The 18,455-nt window shown below is 38.1% G+C and carries 16 protein-coding genes and 1 tRNA gene; 9 read left to right on the top strand and 8 right to left on the bottom strand.

Going from position 1 to position 18,455, the window contains the following annotated elements; genetic code table 11:
* The first annotated feature begins 15 nt into the window (after positions 1-15).
* Both rng and POD11_RS15645 read left to right on the top strand, forming a co-directional pair.
* Complete coding sequence (gene rng, locus POD11_RS15640) at positions 16-1,470, top strand: ribonuclease G (RefSeq protein ID WP_224992850.1); 1,455 nt, start codon at positions 16-18, stop codon at positions 1,468-1,470.
* A gap of 139 nt (positions 1,471-1,609) precedes the next feature.
* On the top strand, positions 1,610-1,783 hold the full coding sequence (locus POD11_RS15645) for a PA1571 family protein (protein WP_002116397.1): 174 nt from the start codon (positions 1,610-1,612) through the stop codon (positions 1,781-1,783).
* A 29-nt stretch (positions 1,784-1,812) separates the two neighbouring features.
* Here POD11_RS15645 and POD11_RS15650 read toward each other — a convergent pair whose 3' ends face one another.
* Both POD11_RS15650 and POD11_RS15655 read right to left on the bottom strand, forming a co-directional pair.
* On the bottom strand, positions 1,813-3,198 hold the full coding sequence (locus POD11_RS15650; RefSeq protein ID WP_224992852.1) for a WS/DGAT/MGAT family O-acyltransferase: 1,386 nt from the start codon (positions 3,196-3,198) through the stop codon (positions 1,813-1,815).
* 171 nt (positions 3,199-3,369) lie between these two features.
* Positions 3,370-4,104 carry a phosphoadenylyl-sulfate reductase gene (locus POD11_RS15655; protein WP_005064416.1) on the bottom strand — a complete coding sequence of 245 codons (735 nt, stop codon included), beginning with the start codon at positions 4,102-4,104 and terminating at the stop codon, positions 3,370-3,372.
* A gap of 184 nt (positions 4,105-4,288) precedes the next feature.
* Between POD11_RS15655 and thrH the strand changes: the two genes are divergently transcribed.
* Positions 4,289-4,906: a bifunctional phosphoserine phosphatase/homoserine phosphotransferase ThrH gene (gene thrH / locus POD11_RS15660; RefSeq protein WP_016143158.1), complete on the top strand. Its 618-nt coding sequence runs from the start codon at positions 4,289-4,291 to the stop codon at positions 4,904-4,906.
* Between the two features lie 59 nt (positions 4,907-4,965).
* Here thrH and POD11_RS15665 read toward each other — a convergent pair whose 3' ends face one another.
* Complete coding sequence (locus POD11_RS15665; protein WP_262457845.1) at positions 4,966-6,465, bottom strand: outer membrane protein transport protein; 1,500 nt, start codon at positions 6,463-6,465, stop codon at positions 4,966-4,968.
* Positions 6,466-7,053: 588 nt separating this feature from the next.
* A complete protein-coding gene (locus POD11_RS15670; protein ID WP_262457846.1) occupies positions 7,054-7,752 on the bottom strand; it encodes an NAD(P)H-dependent oxidoreductase in 699 nt (232 codons plus the stop codon).
* 157 nt (positions 7,753-7,909) lie between these two features.
* On the opposite strand from POD11_RS15670, the gene POD11_RS15675 reads away from it, so the two are divergent.
* On the top strand, positions 7,910-8,935 hold the full coding sequence (locus POD11_RS15675) for an AraC family transcriptional regulator (RefSeq protein WP_262457848.1): 1,026 nt from the start codon (positions 7,910-7,912) through the stop codon (positions 8,933-8,935).
* A gap of 56 nt (positions 8,936-8,991) precedes the next feature.
* Here POD11_RS15675 and POD11_RS15680 read toward each other — a convergent pair whose 3' ends face one another.
* Both POD11_RS15680 and POD11_RS15685 read right to left on the bottom strand, forming a co-directional pair.
* Positions 8,992-9,975, bottom strand: coding sequence for a fatty acid desaturase family protein (locus tag POD11_RS15680; RefSeq protein ID WP_262457849.1), 984 nt, complete (start codon positions 9,973-9,975; stop codon positions 8,992-8,994).
* A 105-nt stretch (positions 9,976-10,080) separates the two neighbouring features.
* Positions 10,081-10,881, bottom strand: a complete 801-nt coding sequence (locus POD11_RS15685) for a PaaX family transcriptional regulator C-terminal domain-containing protein (RefSeq protein ID WP_262457850.1) — start codon at positions 10,879-10,881, stop codon at positions 10,081-10,083.
* Positions 10,882-11,234: 353 nt separating this feature from the next.
* Here POD11_RS15685 and POD11_RS15690 point away from each other — a divergent pair, with 353 nt between their 5' ends.
* The 4 genes from POD11_RS15690 to hchA all read left to right on the top strand — a co-directional run bounded on the left by POD11_RS15690 (position 11,235) and on the right by hchA (position 15,235).
* Positions 11,235-12,053: an undecaprenyl-diphosphate phosphatase gene (locus POD11_RS15690; protein WP_016143164.1), complete on the top strand. Its 819-nt coding sequence runs from the start codon at positions 11,235-11,237 to the stop codon at positions 12,051-12,053.
* Between the two features lie 158 nt (positions 12,054-12,211).
* Complete coding sequence (locus tag POD11_RS15695) at positions 12,212-13,108, top strand: AraC family transcriptional regulator (protein ID WP_262457852.1); 897 nt, start codon at positions 12,212-12,214, stop codon at positions 13,106-13,108.
* A 33-nt stretch (positions 13,109-13,141) separates the two neighbouring features.
* Positions 13,142-14,152 (top strand): NAD(P)H-quinone oxidoreductase, encoded by a 1,011-nt coding sequence (locus tag POD11_RS15700; RefSeq protein WP_262457853.1) that lies wholly within the window; start codon positions 13,142-13,144, stop codon positions 14,150-14,152.
* Positions 14,153-14,359: 207 nt separating this feature from the next.
* The gene (gene hchA, locus POD11_RS15705; protein WP_239968227.1) at positions 14,360-15,235 is read left to right on the top strand and encodes a glyoxalase III HchA; all 876 of its coding nucleotides are present in this window, start codon (positions 14,360-14,362) and stop codon (positions 15,233-15,235) included.
* A gap of 13 nt (positions 15,236-15,248) precedes the next feature.
* On the opposite strand, the gene POD11_RS15710 is transcribed toward hchA, so the two are convergent.
* A tRNA-Arg gene (locus POD11_RS15710) sits at positions 15,249-15,321 on the bottom strand.
* A gap of 59 nt (positions 15,322-15,380) precedes the next feature.
* Positions 15,381-16,760, bottom strand: coding sequence for an amino acid permease (locus POD11_RS15715; protein WP_004789335.1), 1,380 nt, complete (start codon positions 16,758-16,760; stop codon positions 15,381-15,383).
* Positions 16,761-17,138: 378 nt separating this feature from the next.
* Here POD11_RS15715 and prpF point away from each other — a divergent pair, with 378 nt between their 5' ends.
* A complete protein-coding gene (gene prpF / locus POD11_RS15720) occupies positions 17,139-18,326 on the top strand; it encodes a 2-methylaconitate cis-trans isomerase PrpF (RefSeq protein WP_262457856.1) in 1,188 nt (395 codons plus the stop codon).
* Positions 18,327-18,455 lie beyond the last annotated feature (129 nt).

Raw genomic sequence — 18,455 nt, forward strand, 5'->3', positions numbered from 1 at the left:
GCTTTGAGTTTATGTATGTCAGAAGAACTACTTATTAATGTCACGCCTATGGAGTGTCGGGTGGCATTAATCGAAAATGGAACTGTTAATGAGCTGTATGTCGAGCGTACAGTCAAGCGCGGTCTAGTCGGCAATATTTACAAAGGTAAAGTAGTACGAGTGCTTCCGGGCATGCAAGCTGCTTTTGTGGATATTGGTCTGTCTCGAACAGCCTTTTTACATATCAATGATATGGTTTGGCCTCGTTCGCAGCCTACCCCAAATGTCTTTGAATTATTACATCCTGGACAAACCCTTACTGTCCAAGTTATGAAAGATATGTTGGGTACAAAAGGTGCACGTCTAAGTACAGATCTTTCAATTCCTTCTCGTTATCTGGTTCTCATGCCATATGGAAATCATATTGGTGTTTCGCAGCGTATTGAATCAGAAGAAGAGCGAGAGCGACTACGTAATATTATTGAAAGTATTCAAGCAGAACATAATTTACCCGGTAGTGTGATTGTCCGTACAGCTGCCGAAGGTGTAGATGAGGCAGAAATCGCACAAGACATGTGCTATCTGAGTAAATTATGGGAATACATTCAGCGTAAGCAGACTGATGTTGCTGTCCCTTCTTTAATTTTTGAAGAACTTCCATTACCTCAACGTATTATTCGTGATTTGGCGAGCGAAGAAACGGCAAAGATTTATGTCGATTCGCGAGAGATTCATGCAAAGTTGCTTGAATTTGTAGAAGAGTTTGTTCCAAATATGAAGAATCGTCTCATCCATTATCCGGGTGAGCGACCGCTATTTGATCTTTACAATGTTGAAGAAGATATTCAAAAAGCTTTGCAAACCCGCGTAGCTTTGAAGTCGGGTGGCTATCTGATGATTGACCAGACTGAGGCCATGACAACGATTGACGTTAACACGGGTTCATATGTCGGTGGTCGTAGTCTTGAAGACACGGTTTTTAAAACCAATATGGAAGCGACTCAAGTTATCGCGCGTCAACTTAGACTGCGTAATTTGGGGGGTATTCTGATTATTGATTTTATTGACATGCAAGAAGCAACTCACCGTGAAGAGGTGATGCGTCAGTTTGAAAAAATGCTTGAGCGAGATCACGCTAAGACCAAAATTACTCAAGTGTCAGAACTTGGACTGGTCGAAATGACTCGTAAACGAACTCGTGAATCGTTAGAACATTTATTATGTGAATCATGTCCAACGTGTCAGGGGCGTGGTTTTGTCAAAACAGCAGAGACAGTGTGTTACGAAATATTTCGTGAGATATTACGTTATACCCGCGCATTCGAGTCAACGAGTGGCTTTACTGTTGTTGCGCATCCTTCTGTGATTGACCGATTATTAACAGCAGAAGCACCAGCAGTAGCCGATTTAGAGCATTTTATTAACCGTGTTATTAAATTTCAGGTCGAAAATTTATATACGCAAGAGCAATACGATATCATTTTAAGTTAAAGTTGTAACAAGATATCGCTTAATCCTTGTTACAACTGAAATTTTACTTTCATTCATGAATTTTAAATACTACTTACATACAGTAGCCGTAGACGTTCTCCCTATTAAACGTCTTAGCAAACAATAAGAGGTATAACCCATGAATGTAAGTGAAAACTTAATTAGCAACGGTCTTAAACATGTTTTAGAAAGCACGCCAGTAAATAGCTGCTATATGTTGAATGACCAAGGTAAAGAAGTACCGATTACAACTGCAATGATTCGTTCAGTATGTCATCAGTTACTTAACCAGTGCCGCACAATCAAAAAATAAGGGGCCAATTTAAAGCCCCTTAATTTTTTCTAACTTGCTGAATGATGTTTCAGTTGTTTCTCTGCAATAATTTCTTCAAAACGTTGAATCTCATCTTCTAAATGAGTCAAAAGGTTTTGCATTTTCGGTAAAGCATTTCGACAAGCTGTTAATCCAACTTCAAGCTTATCTAAATAACTGGTCATGGTAATGTTTAGAGCTTGTCCATCCATAACAATCGAAGCAGGATAGAGAGCGTCTAGTTTCGCGCCATTCCAATAAAGCGGCTCACGTGGTCCTGGTACATTGGAAATCACTAAATTGAACGCCTGACGCTTAGGAAGCATTCCTGACATGATGTTTAATCCTGCCGGTCCATAAACAACAGCGCTATAGTTTAAAATTTCATTCGCAGTCATTCGACTAAAGCGCTGCTTCGAGTTTTGCATGCTACGGCGAATGATTTCTAGACGTTCTAACGGTTGATCTTTATGGGTCCCTAAATTTGCCAAAATCATGGTAATTCGGTTGCTCACGTCAGAATCATCTGTACGTAATGAAGCGGGAACCATGGCAATCAGTGGCTTTTTAGGTAAGCTGTTTTGACTAATCAAATATTCACGTAAAGCACCTGAACATACAGCCAGCACAACATCATTAATCGTCACGCCTAATGCTTTTGAAATTTTTCTAAGGCGGCTCAGTTCAAATGATTGGGCCGCAAAACGACGTGAAGCACTGACTCTTTGGTTTAAAATAGAAACTGGTGCCTGAAAGGTAGAAACATAATCAGGATTTTTGCCCATTTCTTTGAAGATAGTCTGAGATAGCTCTTGCATGACTTTTGGAGCGATATCGAGTTGGGACTTAATTCCACCTAAAATACTTTTAATTTTACTTGTACTTGGCGTCGGTACTTTTAGGCGTTTAGTTCTTTTGCTCTCAACACACCATAAAGGAACAACATGTTTTTCTTCTGGTGTTTTTGATAGAGATTTCTCAATCAAACGCATACCAGCAACACCGTCGACCATTGCATGATGGATTTTAAAATACATGGCAAAGCGATTGCCTTCGATTCCTTCAATAATGTCACAAGTCCAAAGAGGCTTGGCACGGTCAATTAGTGAGCTATGCTGCTGTGAAATATAAACCAGAAGTTCGCGAATACGGCCAGGATGAGGCAGAGCAATGTGGCGAAAGTGATGATCGATATCGAACTCTTCATCTTCATCCCAAAATAGGCCATTTAAACGGTTATTGAAGGGAGGAATAGGAATACTTTTTGAGCGTCTGATATCTTCTACTAAATCATGTACAAAGGTTTCTGGTGCATTTTCAGGAATTTCAAATAAAAATAATCCACCGACATGCATGGGTTGCTGTCTTTTTTCGAGCGACAGAAAAATGAAATCAATTGGGTGTAATGGACGCATAAATCATTGTGCCTCATGCATTTTTCTAAGAAGCCCTTATATGAGCTCTTATTAGAATTATAGAACCGTAAAATTAAGTATATAGCGTTTAGAGTAGAGAAAATATGACTTTGTGTACGCAACATGACACAAAAAAAACCACTGATTTACCAGTGGTTTTTTGATAATAAATTACTTTTTCATATTACCTGCATGTAATCCACATTCTTTTTGAGTGGCTTCTTCCCACCACCAGCGACCTTCACGCTCATGTTGGTTTGGTAATACAGGTCGAGTACATGGTTCACATCCAATAGAAACAAAACCGCGCTCATGAAGAGGGTTATATGGAATTTCCATCATACGGATGTAGCTCCATACCTCAGCACTTGTCCAATTTGCTAGAGGATTATATTTAATGAGTTGCTTACCTGGACCAGAGAAGCCCGCATCAGCTTGTACTACTGGAATTTCAGTACGTGTACCAGGGCTTTGATCTTTACGTTGACCGGTAATCCAGCCATCTAAAGTCGCAAGTTTTTTACGTAAAGGCTGAACTTTTCGGATACCGCAACATTCTTGGTGCCCATCTGTAAAAAAGCTAAATAAACCTTTTTCGTTGACCATGTTTTGGACAGCTTCAGATTCAGGGAAACAAATTTCGATATTGATATTGTAGTGTTTACGGACAGTTTCAATAAATTGATAGGTTTCAGCGTGGAGTCGGCCAGTATCGAGACTAAACACACGGAACGGCTTACCTAAACGTGAAGCAATATCAATTAAAACAACATCTTCTGCTCCCGAAAACGAAATCGCAATTTCACCTTGTTGGCTTAAGGCAAGTTCTAAAATTTCTCGAGGGCTTTTGGTTGCATACTCAGCAGCAAGAGCATCTACGATATCAATAGTCGGAATAACGGTCATGTGTGTTCCTGGCAAAAGGCTTGGGCGCATTGATTTATGAAAAATATTCTAAAGGATAGTTAATAAAGTGCTTAGCACTTTAATTTCGAACCTTATGAATAAAATTGATTTGATCAATAACAACGCAAAACTGAAAATCTTAATGGTATGATACAGCAATTTTTAACCAACGTTGGAAGCATTCATGGAAATCGTATGCCTAGATCTGGAAGGGGTTTTAGTTCCTGAAATCTGGATCAATTTCGCAAAAAAAACAGGGATTAAAGAACTCGAAGCAACAACTCGTGATATTCCGGATTATGATGTTTTAATGACTCAGCGCTTGAATATCTTAAAACAACACGGTTTAGGCTTAAATGACATTCAAGAAGTCATTGCCGAGATGGGGCCATTACCAGGTGCAAAAGAGTTTGTTGAATGGGTGAGCACTCATTTCCAACTCGTGATCTTGTCAGATACTTTCTATGAGTTTGCTCATCCTTTGATGAAGCAATTGGGTTGGCCAACCATTTTCTGTCATAAATTAGAGACAGATGAAGAAGGAATGATTACAGCTTATAAATTACGTCAACCAGATCAAAAACGCGAATCGGTTAAAGCACTACATGGTTTAAATTTCCGAGTAATCGCAGCTGGCGATTCGTATAACGATACAACCATGCTTGGTGAAGCGGACCATGGTTTCTTATTTGATGCGCCAGAAAACGTGATTGCTGAGTTTCCACAGTTTCCTGCTATCCGCGGATATGATGCATTAAAAGAAGCAATCCGTTCGGTTTCACAGCGTACAATCCCAGCTTAAGAATAAATCATAAAAAAGGCGCTTAAAGCGCCTTTTTTTATATGAATGAGTTTTGAAACTTAGAATTTATAACCAAGTTTTAAACCATAAGCGATTGCGTTGTTGTCAGAGAACTCTGCAACATATTCATCACTACCTGCTTGCGCACCTGTTTGAGCTTTGGCATCACCCAACCAGAAATATTTTACACCACCAGCAATAAATGTTTGTGGAGTAGGGCTATATTGTAGACCTAGACCTACGTTCCAGTAACCTTCAGTTGGACCTAAAGTTGTGATTGGGTCACCAGCACCCGAGTCCCAACCCACAGACACGTTACCTGCCCATTTGTCATTGAGTTTACGACCAACACCTGTGGTTACTGTCCATTGGTCATCTGTATAGCTAACCAAATCGAAACCATTTGGGCGGTTGACAATAGGCCCTACAACTTTTGATAGTTGGCCAAATTTGTATGGTTGAACAGAGAAATCTTTCCAGTTCACCCAACGAATGTTTGCAAACGCAACGGTGTCAGCCATGATGCCTGTTTGGAAATCAAAGTTAACTGATTGAGGTGTTGTAATTGTAGTATCTGCTGAGCTATTTTTAATTGCATCAGCCGCAGCAGCTTGCCCTAATAATGAAAGAGCAGGAAGTGTAGGCAAATTTTCACGAATATTGACGTCATGGTCAACTTCAGAACGATAAGTTAAAGAAGCTTTAAGAGCAATTTCAGGAATTTGATAAGCAAAACCTGCTAACCAACCCACACCGCCAGTTTCTTTGATGTCTGCATCATAGCCATTGTAGATACTATAAGCTTGTCCACGGAGGCTAATATTTCCTTTAATTGTTTGATATACACCACCTGCATAGAGGTTCCAGTTTTTATTTGGTTGAAAACCAAAAACCATAGCAAGGTTTTGAGTATCAACTTCAACTTTGGTGCCACCTTTGCCAAGTAAACCATTAATTTCATTTATACCAGCATCTACTCTTGCTGCAACGCCTTGTTTTACGCCCGCATCGATAGCAGCTTTCGTAGCTGCATCATTATTATAAGCATTTAAAGTAGCAGCAAATTTTGCTTTCCCGGCATCAGAGCTTAAATCAACTCCTTGGGCTTGTAGAGCAGCACCAACACGCTGATCGCTAGTTAATCCATTAAAAGTTGTATCAATAGTATTGGCACGAATTACATCTAATCTGTCTTGGGCTAAAATTGTATTAGAAGAGTCTGATACAAATACATTTTTCCCAGAATATTCTGCATCTGCACCAAAAGGTTGATCGTAAATTAAACCAAATGAGAATTTATCGTTAAGTTGTAGTTTTAAAGCTGCATTTGGGAAAAAATAATCCTCCCCCATATCGCTAATATTACGGCGAGTTGCGCTTGATCCTGCTTCTTTACCTGATACATCTGGGTCTAAAACAGAAATACCCGCTTCAAAGTAGTTACCAGGCTGCAAAAATGCAGACATTGATTGTCCAGAGCGATCCAATGCTGCTGCAAAAACCCCAGTTGCAGGCAGCGTTGCTAAAATCATTGCAGTGCTCAGATGTTTTAATTTCATTTTAATCTTTCCTTGAACTTCAAGACATTTTTTTAAAAGTAACAGAGTTAAACCGTTTAAACTGTGTTGCCTTCAAAGCTCCTAATTACAAGTAATAGAAGCTTTGATAACTCCATGTAACAAAAATAGCATAATTACAATAAGAGTAAATCTGTTATATGAACTGAGGAGTACTCACTTTTTATACAAATAGTGCCGATAATGAATGAAATATGAAGGAATATTTTCATTATTAAATTAATTTAATTAATTGATATTTATATTTTTTATCTATTAGTGATGAGCTTTGTTTTTATGACATTTTTGTCACAAATCTAAGAAAAATGGTCAAAGATTTTTTTGTAAAAATATGAATTAAATGATTATGAAATGAGTATTAGTCATCATTTTTAGTTGATAAGTCTAGTTTCTCTACATCTGTATATTATTGATTCACTTTTATATTCTTAATTTTATAAAAAAGTTTAGCTTAATTTTTTTACCATTTGATCTATTTTTTGAGCGAAATTGGAGTCTCTATTTAAAAGCGATCATTAGAAAATAATCATCTAGATTCGGCTATTTAATTTTTAGAGCTCAAACACAGTATTAAAGTGGATATAGTTTTTCATCAAATTGTTCTAGCTTAGGAAATTTTAGTGGTTCAAGCTGGTCCAAGTGAGAGAGATAATTCACATAGTCTTGAAGAAGGCTTTCTCGTGCTTCTTGGCTAATGTACGGTACGTGGTAAGCAATGAATGGAGGTAGGACTTCAAAACCAGCATATGCCAAAGTACCACGCTGAATTGGCGATAGATAATTTTCGATTGAACCATGAATAGAGTTCTCTCCAAACATGTGTGTTCTACCGCCGAGCGTTAAACACAACATCGCTTTTTTACCTGCCATGCCGCCGTGGTTATAAAACCGCTTACCACCATAAAACAAGCCAGAGACGAAAACACGATCAATCCAGCCCTTTAAAATTGCTGGAACAGATGTCCAATAAAGTGGGAAATTAAAAATAACTAAATCAGCTTTTTTTACTTTTTCAATTTCTGCTTGAATATCTGGAGCTAGAAGTTGATTTTTGCTGGCATTCCTTTGCTCTAGAGCATAGTTAAAATAATCAGGTTGATTGAGCTCTAGAAAATCCTCTTTGGACGCAACGGGGTTAAATTTCATCGCATATAAATCTGAAACCTTTACTGTGTGCCCCAATTTTTCTAAGGTTTGCTTGGCTGTACTTTTTAAAGCAGTGGTAAAAGACTGTGGTTCTGGATGAGCATGGACAATCAGAATATTCATAAGGTGACCTGTATTCTTTTTCAGGAACTGTGCTGTCTAATGCAATTCGACGGATTTTGTTTTGATTAACTATGCATCAATTTAAAAGCATGGCATAGTTCATGAACTGACAGTTTTTACCATTTCACGCCATTTTATTTTGCTCAATGGGTTGCTCATGAATCCAGAATTACCCGGAACTTATATTAATTTAATTGTAGAAACTATTAAGCGGTGGGATGTCTCTGGTGATCAGCTTTTAGAGGAAAGTGGAATAACTTTAGGCCAATTAGAAAAGCCTTACTGGTATGTTGAGTTCAACATCTTAAATCAACTTATTGAACGGGCCATTGAGTTATGCAAAGAGCCAGCACTGGCAGGATATTTAGCTTTAAACATGACAGCTTCATGTTATGGTTCAGTCGGAATGGCTGCTATCGTTTCTTCAAATTTAGGAGAAGCGCTGAAAATTCTTGAACATTTCATTGGTTCACGTTGCAAGGTCTTTAAACCAGAATTAAAACAAGAAAATAATGATGCATATTGGTCAATTCATCAGCCAGTCGATGCATTTCAGTTGAGTTCAAATGCCAACATTTTTTTGTTAGTCGGTTTTGTTCAAATCGCGAGAAAACTAACAGGGCTTTCTCATTTGGGAAAAGTTGAATTACAAATGCCAGAACCTATAGGTTTTGCCGAAATAAGTCATCAACTGGCTGTGACTTGTTTATTTAACCAAAAGCGTAATTGTTGGATATTTCCAAAAGAGTATTTAGCACAACCTGTATTAACGGCAGACCCAATGCTAGCGCCATTGTTAAATGCGCAATGTAAGCGGGATATAGAGAAGTTAAAGTTAAAAAGTGGTTGGAAAGGGCGCGTTAAACAAGTTGCTGAAAAATTGCTTTTGGATGGGGAGGGGGAGACATTAAAAGTTGGGCAAGTGGCTCAAATCATGAATATGTCAGAGCGAACCTTACAACGCTATTTAGCCCTTGATCATACTAGTTTTACAATCTTGGTAGACTCTCTCAAAAAGGAACATGCCCAGAAACTTTTAGCTCAAAATAACATGTCGATTGAAAAAGTGGCTTTAATGCTGGGTTATGCCGAAACTTCTCACTTCACTCGTGCGTTTAAGCGTTGGATGGGGATTACTCCTAAATATTTTCAAACCCAGCATAAAATGGATGATTTAAGTTAAAAGGCTATAAATTTAATTTCATGGCCTTTCATTGATCATTTCAATTATTAAGTAGATTATTCTGGCTTAGATAAGAGTGATTCAATCACTTCCAAATAACTAGGTGGTGCCGGAACATGACCGCGGTCTCTTAATAGTCGATGCATGCGCGGCAGTTTGAAGTAGGGCACCGAAGCCATTAGGTGGTGTTCCATATGATAATTGACATGAATAGGTGCCACAAAGCTTCTAGCAATCCAACCTGCGCGTGTCGTGCGTGTATTGGTTAAGGCTGTATTACTCGTTTGCATGCCTGCATGTTCGGCCATTGAGCGGATTCTTAAAAATAATGGAAATGGTGTTAAATACGCTAAAGGCCATAACCAAAAAAAACGTTGCTGCCCAAACGCCTTTAAAACACCGTAAAGAGCCACATTTGTTGCAATGGCACCGCTACTGTTTTTGATAAGACTTTTGGCATAATCAACGAAATCTTTATTGCTTCGATCTAACCAGACTTGATCATTTGCAACGGTCCATTTCATTAAATCGAGATCCATTAACACTCGACCAAAGCTAAACTTTAATCCTGTCATACCCGTTAAGTCGCGTAAGAATTTACGAGTAAGAGATTTTTTACTTACTGGAAAACCAGAAACTAAAGAAAGATCAGGGTCATCTGGAGTAGAGGTTTTTGCATGATGACGGACATGGTGTACGCGGTATTTTTGTAGATCATTCCAGATTGGACGGGCGCATAGCCATTCACCTACGAAGTCATTTATTTTCTTATTTTTAAATAGGCTTTTATGCGATGCCTCATGCATCAAAATTGCTAGACATAACTGGCGACCCGCCAATATGGCCAAAGCTAGCATACAAGCAAGTAATTTGCCCCAGCTAGGTAAGTAATCCCACATCATGATTAAACTTGCAAATGTTCCGCCAATAACGGCCCATGTGCTTGCAACAGCCCAAGCGCCGTATGCATCTGAGGGTTGTGTGAGCTCCTGTATTTCTTCTCTGCTAAATAGATCGGTCACACTCACTTGTGCATTCATTTTTATTCTCCCAAATCAGATTTTGGCATTCATATTTTATATTACAAATATAATCATAAAATTTTAAAAAGTGAAATATTTGTTTGTAAAAAAATAAATCGCCTTTTAATGGGCTAATTCATTTTCATAAAGTTTTTGCCATAGCTTTTGTCCAATCGAATCGAGCTGCTGTACATTTTGAGCAAACTGATTACGGGCATGTTCATCAACAAATGGAGAGGGCAGTAGAGGATCATTCATAAGTAAGGTAATTGTTTCACGTCCTAATAACAAAGCTTGAGTAGCAGCCTCATTTAAAGATAAATTTTTATAGTTCAAAAGCCAATCTTGTATATCTTGACTATACATTTCATAGTTTTTTTCAAGCTGTTTGGTATCCCATAAAGAAGGAATTAACGAAACTGTTTCTGAGTCAAATTTTTGAATAATAGAAACTTTAGCTTCATTTTCAAGACCTGCTAAAACGAGTTCTTCACATGTTTTTTCAAAGCTATACGCTAAATTGTCTGGACGTATATAAATACCAGTTTCGAGCTCTCTAAAACCAAATTGATGTAAAGCGCGTTCTCTCTTTTTTAAAGCAGTCCGATCAATACGACCTAAAGTTCCAGTAAATACGGCAAGATACTGCTGTTGCCATTGTTTAGTCTGCTTAATGCCATTTTTACGATTCAAAATGACTTTTGCCCATTCTTTAGTTGATGGCGACAGTTGATAAATACCGCGCTCTACACTTTCTATCATGCCTTCATTTAATAGCCGAGTCGTAGCCACACGAATACCGTTGTCACTCATATTAAAAAGTTTAGCAGCAATCAATATTTGTTTAATGGTGAGTTGAGGGTAAGCCGAAGAAAGAAATAAATCGATAATAAGATGGCGTGCATTAATTTTGGTATTTTTCATTCAGATAGAATTTTTGATATGAGTTGCATTTGAACAGAATAATATCATGTTTCTTTAAGGACATTTTAAGATCATTTTGTAGAGTAAGTAAGGGCAAAAAGCTTTATCTATAACAAGAAAAATTTTGGGAGTTCTTTACCAAGTTTTATCTTTTTACGATAGTTAACCCAAGTTTGTCATCATGTTGTGATACATTATCGCACTTTAAATAAACTGCCTTTAACTAGGGGCAATAACCACAAACGTTAGAAATGGTCTGATATTGAACATGTGTTAAGTCTAATTTGGGACTTACCAATTGCGATAAAACTAATTTTAGATCGTTCTAATGATTAACTTTCTTTGAGCAAGTTATGGAAAATTTTGAAGTTATAAAAGCACTGTTTTTAGGCTTTGTCGAAGGCTTAACTGAATTTTTACCTATCTCGAGTACAGGCCATTTAATTTTATTTGGTCATATTATCGATTTCCATTCAGACGGTGGTCGTGTATTTGAGGTCGTAATCCAGTTAGGTGCTATTTTGGCAGTGTGCTGGTTATACCGACAAAAAATTATTAACTTGATTAAGGGATTCTTTAGTGGCGATGTAGAATCACGTCATTTTGCGATTAGCGTGCTTATTGCATTCTTCCCAGCAGTCATTATTGGTGTTTTAGCTGTCGATTTCATTAAGAGTGTTTTATTCAGCCCAATCGTCGTTGCGATTGCTTTGATTGTCGGTGCTCTTATCATTTTCTGGGTTGAATCTAGACAGTTTGAGCATAAGACACTGGATGCAACTAAAATTACTTTTAAACAAGCGCTTTTAGTAGGCCTTGCTCAGTGTGTGGCCATGATTCCGGGAACTTCACGTTCAGGCGCAACAATTGTGGGTGGAATGTTTGCGGGCTTATCACGTAAAGCTGCTACAGAATTCTCTTTCTTCCTTGCAATGCCAACCATGTTGGGTGCTGCAACTTTTGACTTGATTAAAAATGCTGACGTACTCACCTCAGACAATATGATTAATATTGGGGTAGGCTTTGTTGCTGCTTTTATTGCTGCGCTGTTTGTTGTAAAGGCATTGGTATTATTTGTAGAACGTCATACATTACGTGTATTTGCTTGGTACCGAATTGTACTTGGTGTAATTATTTTAATTGCAGCCATGTTCTTTAATTTATCAGCTTAAATCATCTGATAAAGTGAAAAAACCTAGAATGCTCTAGGTTTTTTTATGCCTAAAAATTGATTTGAATTGCCTATTTATACAAAGTAAACGCAAGACAGATGTTTTCATTTTAAGTTCATTGTTATATTGATTATTAGATTACTTCTCACAATAAAACTATGCCGCGAAATCATCTTACAGAACATTTGGTCGATGCTTTTTTGCACTTGGCTCCAGTAGAAGGTCTCTATCCTACTTTTATTTCTAATATCACTTTAATGCGGGTAGACCATTCCACGAAACCTATTGCAGTGCTACAAGAGCCTTCAATTGTTTTAGTGATACAGGGATTAAAGCGAGGGTATATTGGTAAAGAAATCTTTCAGTTTCAACAAGGCCAGTGCTTATTCATCTCAATTGCAATACCGTTTGATTGCGATACTATTGTCGAAAATAATGAACCGATGTTGGCGATTGCAATAAAGTTTGAACCACAAATGATGGCTGATCTCATTACTAAAATGGATAAACAGCAACAAGTGGTTACTGAAGATGCTCATTCAGAAGATTTAAAATTAAGCTGTGGGCTTAGAGTGATTGACATGAATGCCACTATTTCAGAGGTTGCTCTCAGATTGCTCAATTTACTTCGCTCTAAACAAGATACTTTTATATTGGGTGAACAAGTTAAAAGAGAATTGGTTTATCGTGTGGTACAAGCTTCAGGTGGCAATCTAGTCGAGAGCTTATCGGCTATGGCAAGTCGAAATGGTGTGATTTATACCATTTGTGAAATTATTCAGCGTGATTATTATCATAACTTAACGGTTCAAGAATTGGCGAAACAAGCGGGCATGAGCATATCGCTTTTTCATCAAACTTTTAAAAAGGTGACGAATTATTCGCCCTTACAGTACATCAAAATTACTCGGTTACATAAGGCACGTGAGTTAATCATGAATAATAAAATGGGAGTCGCAGAAGCCGCCTATGAAGTTGGATATGTTAGTGCTTCACAATTTAGCCGAGAATTTAAACGACTGTTTGGCATTCCACCCAAGTCCTCAATTATTTAAAGTAAATTAAGTATTTTGAAATATAAGTCAAACATGGAGCATTTTATGACCCTTCCAACAACCATGAAAATTATTGAAATTACGGCTCCGGGTGGACCTGAGGTTCTAAAAGTTCAAGATGCTAATATTCCAGAACCTCAAGCAGATGAAGTCTTAATTGAGGTAAAGGCTGCTGGAATTAACCGCCCTGATGTATTGCAGCGTATGGGTTTATATCCAATGCCTAAAGGTGTTACTCAAATACCGGGACTTGAAGTCGCTGGTGTCGTGGTTGCTGTAGGTGAGCAAGTAGATCAATTCAAGGTTGGTGATAAAGTTTGTGCTCTAACAAATGGCGGTGGTTATGCTGAGTACTGTGCGGTAACTGCAACCCAAGTATTGCCAATACCTGAAAATTTATCTTTTACGCAAGCTGCTGCGATTCCGGAAACATTTTTTACGGTTTGGGCAAACCTCTTTGATATTGGCCGTTTAAAGAAAGATGAAACCGCACTGATTCATGGTGGGGCAAGTGGTATAGGAACCACAGCTTTAGCGATTTGCCAAGCTTTAGGAATTAAAACTTTTGCTACGGTTGGTAGTGAAGATAAAGTTGATGCACTTTCAAATTTCACCACAGCAATTAACTATAAAACCCAAGATTTTGAGCAAGAAGTTTTGAAACATACTCAAGACCAAGGTGTTGATGTTATTTTGGATATTGTGGGTGGTTCTTATTTTCAGAAAAACTTAAATCTATTAAAACGTGATGGCCGACTGGTCATTATTGGTTTTATGGGTGGACGAATCGCAAAAGAATTTGATTTACAGAAACTGATTTTAAAACGTGCCACAATTACGGGTTCAACGATGCGTGCACGTAATAGCCAAGAAAAAGCAGAGATTGCCCAATCTTTGCATGAGCATGTATGGCCGCTTTTGGCTCAAGGTAAATGTTTACCGCAAATCTATAAAACGTATGCTTTTTCAGATGTGCAAAGTGCCCATGCATGTATGGAGCAAGGTGATCACATTGGAAAGATCGTTTTAGAAATGAATGCGTAACGCTGTAATCATTGAAGTTTGGGCGAACGACAGGTTCGCCTAAACTATACTTTTTAATTCTAGGTTCTGCCTATTTCTCTATAAAAATTGCCAAATTCTATTGGCAGATTGCACCAGTTCCATAACTTCACCTATAAATTGATTAAGAAATAACAATTGGTTCTTACCTTATTATTTCTTTCCATACTGATGAAAAGGATAGTAACAATGAATACCGCAAATATTGATGATAAAAATCCTACTCCAGATTTGGCTGAAGATAATGCCTTTTTCCCATCACCATACTCACTGAGCCAATATACTGCTCCTAAAACCGATTACGATGGCACGACTTATTCAACGCCGTATACGGGCAATAAAAAAGTTTTAATGATTGCGACTGATGAACGTTACATCCAGATGCAAAACGGTAAGTTCTTTTCAACAGGTAACCATCCTGTAGAAATGCTTTTACCGATGTTTCATTTAGATAATGCGGGTTTTGAAATTGATATTGCAACACTTTCAGGAAATCCAGCCAAACTTGAAATGTGGGCAATGCCGAAGCAAGAACAAGTGGTATTAGATACTTTTCAAAAATACGCAGATAAATTAAAAAATCCTTTAAAGCTAACTGATATTTTAGAAACAGTAGTGGGGGAAAACTCACCTTATGCGGCTGTATTTATTCCGGGTGGGCATGGTGTTTTAGCTAAAATTCCACATAGCCTTGAAGTGAAAAAAGTCCTTAAATGGGCAGTTGAACAAGATAAATTTATTATTACGTTATGTCATGGTCCAGCTTCATTGCTGGCTGCGGCAGTAGATGAACAGCCAGAAAACTATATTTTTAAAGGCTATCAAATTTGTGTATTCCCTGATTCATTAGATAAAGGAGCAAATATTGATATTGGTTATATGCCGGGGGCTTTACCTTGGCTAGTAGGTGAAAACCTTGAAAAACTCGGTGTCGAAATTTTAAATAAAGGCATTACAGGTCAATGTCATAGAGACCGTAAATTGTTAACTGGTGATAGTCCGCTTGCTTCTAATAATTTAGGAAAACTTGCAGCTGAAACGTTGTTGGCTGAAGTGAAGGATTAACGTGTTAAGTATGTACGCCCTGCGGGACTCGAACCCACGTCGGTCGCTTAGGAGGCAACTGCTCTATCCAGTTAAGCTAAGGGCGCATAATTTTCTGATTATAAACAAAAAAGCCATTGTCTAGACAATGGCTTTTTAGATTTATTTATTCTTCCGGATTTTCAATGGAATCTAGTTTTTTAGGATTTAAATAGTCAAAAAGTACGAGCATTGCCGTAATCCAAATAGGGATCATCATTACTGACTCTTTGAAGCCTTGAGTCCACATAATATAGAGAACCACAGCAATAAACGCTAAAACTAAATAATTACTAAAAGGTGACCATAACGCTGGAAAAGATGTCTTAATATTCGCGTGCTTAACAAAGCGTCTATACTTCAAATGTGTAATTGATATCATTGCCCAGTTTAGAACAAGTGCACCAACCACAACGTACATAAGATGTCCAAGGGCATCTTCAGGTACAAAGTAGTTTAAAAGAACACAACCAAAGATTAATAAAGCAGAAAGCAAAACAGCGGGAATAGGAACCCCCTGTTTATTAGTTTTTGCAAAAACTTTTGGTGCATTCCCTTGTTGAGCGAGACTGTAGAGCATACGGCTATTTGCAAACATCCCACTGTTATAAACAGAGAGGGCAGCAGTTAAGATAATAAAGTTCAGTAAGTGTGCAGCCCAACCAATTCCCATTTGGCTAAAAATCATAACAAATGGACTTTTGTCGAGACCGCCAAGATCTAACTGGTTCCATGGCACTAATGAAAGTAAGATCGCTAGTGAACCGATATAGAAAATCAAGATACGGAAAACGACTTGGTTAATTGCTTTTGGAATGGTTTTTTTCGGATCTTTTGCTTCCGCTGCGGCCATACCAATCAGTTCAATACCACCAAAGGCGAACATCAAGAAAGCCAACATATAGAACAGGCCGCTAAAGCCATTTGGAAAAAATCCACCATGAGACCAAAGGTTACTAAATGAAATACTTGAACCTACATCTGCTGTAAATAGCAAATAAAGCCCAAACACAATCATAGAAATAACCGCAGCAACTTTAATAATAGCGAGCCAGAATTCGGACTCCCCATAAAATTTGACGTTGGTTAAGTTAATTGCCGTAATCACGACAAAGAAAAATAAGACAGAAGTCCACGCTGGAATATGAGGCCACCAATAATTAATATATTTGGCTACCGCGGTGAGCTCACTCATCGCCACCAGAACGTAGAGTATCCAATAGTTCCATCCGGTTAAAAATCCGGGAAATTTCCCCCAATATTTATACGCAAAATGGCTGAACGATCCTGCAACAGGTTCTTCAACAATCATTTCTCCCAAGTGACGCATAATCAAAAACGCGATTAAGCCGCCAATGGCATATCCTAAAATAATGGATGGTCCCGCAGATTGAATCACTTGCGCCGAGCCTAAAAATAATCCGGTACCAATTGCTCCACCCATAGCAATTAATTGGATGTGTCGATTTTTTAGTCCTCGTTGCAGTGTAGAAGATTCGTTGGTCAAAGGTCTTCACTCACAATGAATAAGTAAATTATTCTAATAGATGGAGTTATTTTAGCCTAGACTACAAATTAATAAGCTGTGACTGAAAAGTAATTATAAAAAATATTTAAAATCAATGGTTTACTTTTAATATTTCAATATAAAGTAAAAAGTCCTCTAAAAAATATAATTTCATATAGACTTTTTTTCTTAGATTTTGCTTAGATTAAGTCATTGCCAGCATATTGCTTAATTCTCAAAATATGCTCGCGTCAATACGATTGATGTATAAAGCAGATCGCTATCTCTTGGCCTTAAAACAATTTAAGATGAAGAGAAGGGTAAACAAGAATGCTTGTTTTGATATAGAAGAACATAATAGTAAGGATAACAGTTGATATGAGCTCAGTACCGCAAATTAAAATTCCAGCAACCTATATGCGTGGTGGAACCAGTAAAGGTGTCTTTTTTAAGCTTGATGATTTGCCGGAAAAAGCCCAAGTTGCAGGACAAGCCAGAGATCAGCTCTTACTACGTGTAATTGGTAGCCCAGACCCATATGGAAAACAAATTGATGGGATGGGCGGTGCCACTTCGAGTACCAGCAAAACAGTTATTCTCGCTAAAAGTACTCAGCCAGATCATGATGTCGATTATTTATTTGGTCAGGTTTCAATAGATCAACCTTTCGTAGATTGGAGCGGTAACTGCGGTAATTTGACTGCTGCTGTTGGTTCTTTTGCGATTTCAAATGGTTTAGTTGATGCAGATCGTATTCCAGAAAATGGCCTATGCACGGTTCGAATCTGGCAAAAAAATATTCAAAAAACCATTATTGCGCATGTGCCTATTACCAATGGTCAAGTTCAAGAAACAGGTGATTTTGAGTTGGATGGAGTAACTTTCCCTGCAGCTGAAGTTCAAATTGAGTTTTTAGACCCAGCCGATGACGGTGAAGAAGGCGGTGATATGTTCCCGACGGGAAATATCGTTGACGAATTAGAAGTCCCTGACGTTGGTCGTTTCCAAGCGACATTTATTAATGCAGGTATTCCAACCATTTTTCTAAATGCAGAAGATTTGGGTTACCAAGGTACAGAGCTACAAGATCATATTAATAGTGATGCAACGGCATTAGCACGTTTTGAGAAAATTCGTGCGTATGGTGCGGTACAGATGGGTTTAATTAAAGATATTTCAGAAGCGGCTGCACGTCAGCACACACCAAAAATTGCTTTTGTTTCTAAACCGAAAAACTACATCGCTTCAAGTGGTAAACAAGTTCCAGATAGTGATGTCGATTTATTGGTTCGTGCTTTGTCGATGGGTAAATTACACCATGCGATGATGGGAACAGCAGCAGTGGCGATTGGCACGGCAGCCGCTATTCCAGGTACTTTAGTAAATTTAGCTGCGGGCGGTGGTGAGCGTGAAGCGGTACGTTTCGGTCATCCATCTGGAACATTACGTGTTGGCGCTCAAGCCGAACTTGTTAATGATCAATGGGTCGTTAAAAAGGCGATTATGAGCCGGAGTGCACGTGTGTTAATGGAAGGTTGGGTACGTGTTCCGGGTGATAGTTTCTAAAACACTTAAGAATGAAAAAGCCTCTCAATTTTGTAGAGGCTTTTTTACATATGCCTTCGAAAACTCATCACGCACTTTTCACAGTGAATCGTGTATGATGTAGCGCATGAATGCTTCATGACATTCAAT

The organism is Acinetobacter sp. P1(2023) (genome assembly GCF_028367635.1).
Taxonomy (GTDB): Bacteria; Pseudomonadota; Gammaproteobacteria; order Pseudomonadales; family Moraxellaceae; genus Acinetobacter; species Acinetobacter pittii_E.

Excerpts from the sequence above, each read along its gene's own strand:
- rng (WP_224992850.1), top strand. The coding sequence starts at position 16 with ATGTCAGAAGAACTACTTATTAATGTCACGCCTATGGAGTGTCGGGTG.
- POD11_RS15645 (WP_002116397.1), top strand. The coding sequence starts at position 1,610 with ATGAATGTAAGTGAAAACTTAATTAGCAACGGTCTTAAACATGTTTTA.
- POD11_RS15650 (WP_224992852.1), bottom strand. The coding sequence starts at position 3,198 with ATGCGTCCATTACACCCAATTGATTTCATTTTTCTGTCGCTCGAAAAA.
- POD11_RS15655 (WP_005064416.1), bottom strand. The coding sequence starts at position 4,104 with ATGACCGTTATTCCGACTATTGATATCGTAGATGCTCTTGCTGCTGAG.
- thrH (WP_016143158.1), top strand. The coding sequence starts at position 4,289 with ATGGAAATCGTATGCCTAGATCTGGAAGGGGTTTTAGTTCCTGAAATC.
- POD11_RS15665 (WP_262457845.1), bottom strand. The coding sequence starts at position 6,465 with ATGAAATTAAAACATCTGAGCACTGCAATGATTTTAGCAACGCTGCCT.
- POD11_RS15670 (WP_262457846.1), bottom strand. The coding sequence starts at position 7,752 with ATGAATATTCTGATTGTCCATGCTCATCCAGAACCACAGTCTTTTACC.
- POD11_RS15675 (WP_262457848.1), top strand. The coding sequence starts at position 7,910 with ATGAATCCAGAATTACCCGGAACTTATATTAATTTAATTGTAGAAACT.
- POD11_RS15680 (WP_262457849.1), bottom strand. The coding sequence starts at position 9,975 with ATGAATGCACAAGTGAGTGTGACCGATCTATTTAGCAGAGAAGAAATA.
- POD11_RS15685 (WP_262457850.1), bottom strand. The coding sequence starts at position 10,881 with ATGAAAAATACCAAAATTAATGCACGCCATCTTATTATCGATTTATTT.
- POD11_RS15690 (WP_016143164.1), top strand. The coding sequence starts at position 11,235 with ATGGAAAATTTTGAAGTTATAAAAGCACTGTTTTTAGGCTTTGTCGAA.
- POD11_RS15695 (WP_262457852.1), top strand. The coding sequence starts at position 12,212 with ATGCCGCGAAATCATCTTACAGAACATTTGGTCGATGCTTTTTTGCAC.
- POD11_RS15700 (WP_262457853.1), top strand. The coding sequence starts at position 13,142 with ATGGAGCATTTTATGACCCTTCCAACAACCATGAAAATTATTGAAATT.
- hchA (WP_239968227.1), top strand. The coding sequence starts at position 14,360 with ATGAATACCGCAAATATTGATGATAAAAATCCTACTCCAGATTTGGCT.
- prpF (WP_262457856.1), top strand. The coding sequence starts at position 17,139 with ATGAGCTCAGTACCGCAAATTAAAATTCCAGCAACCTATATGCGTGGT.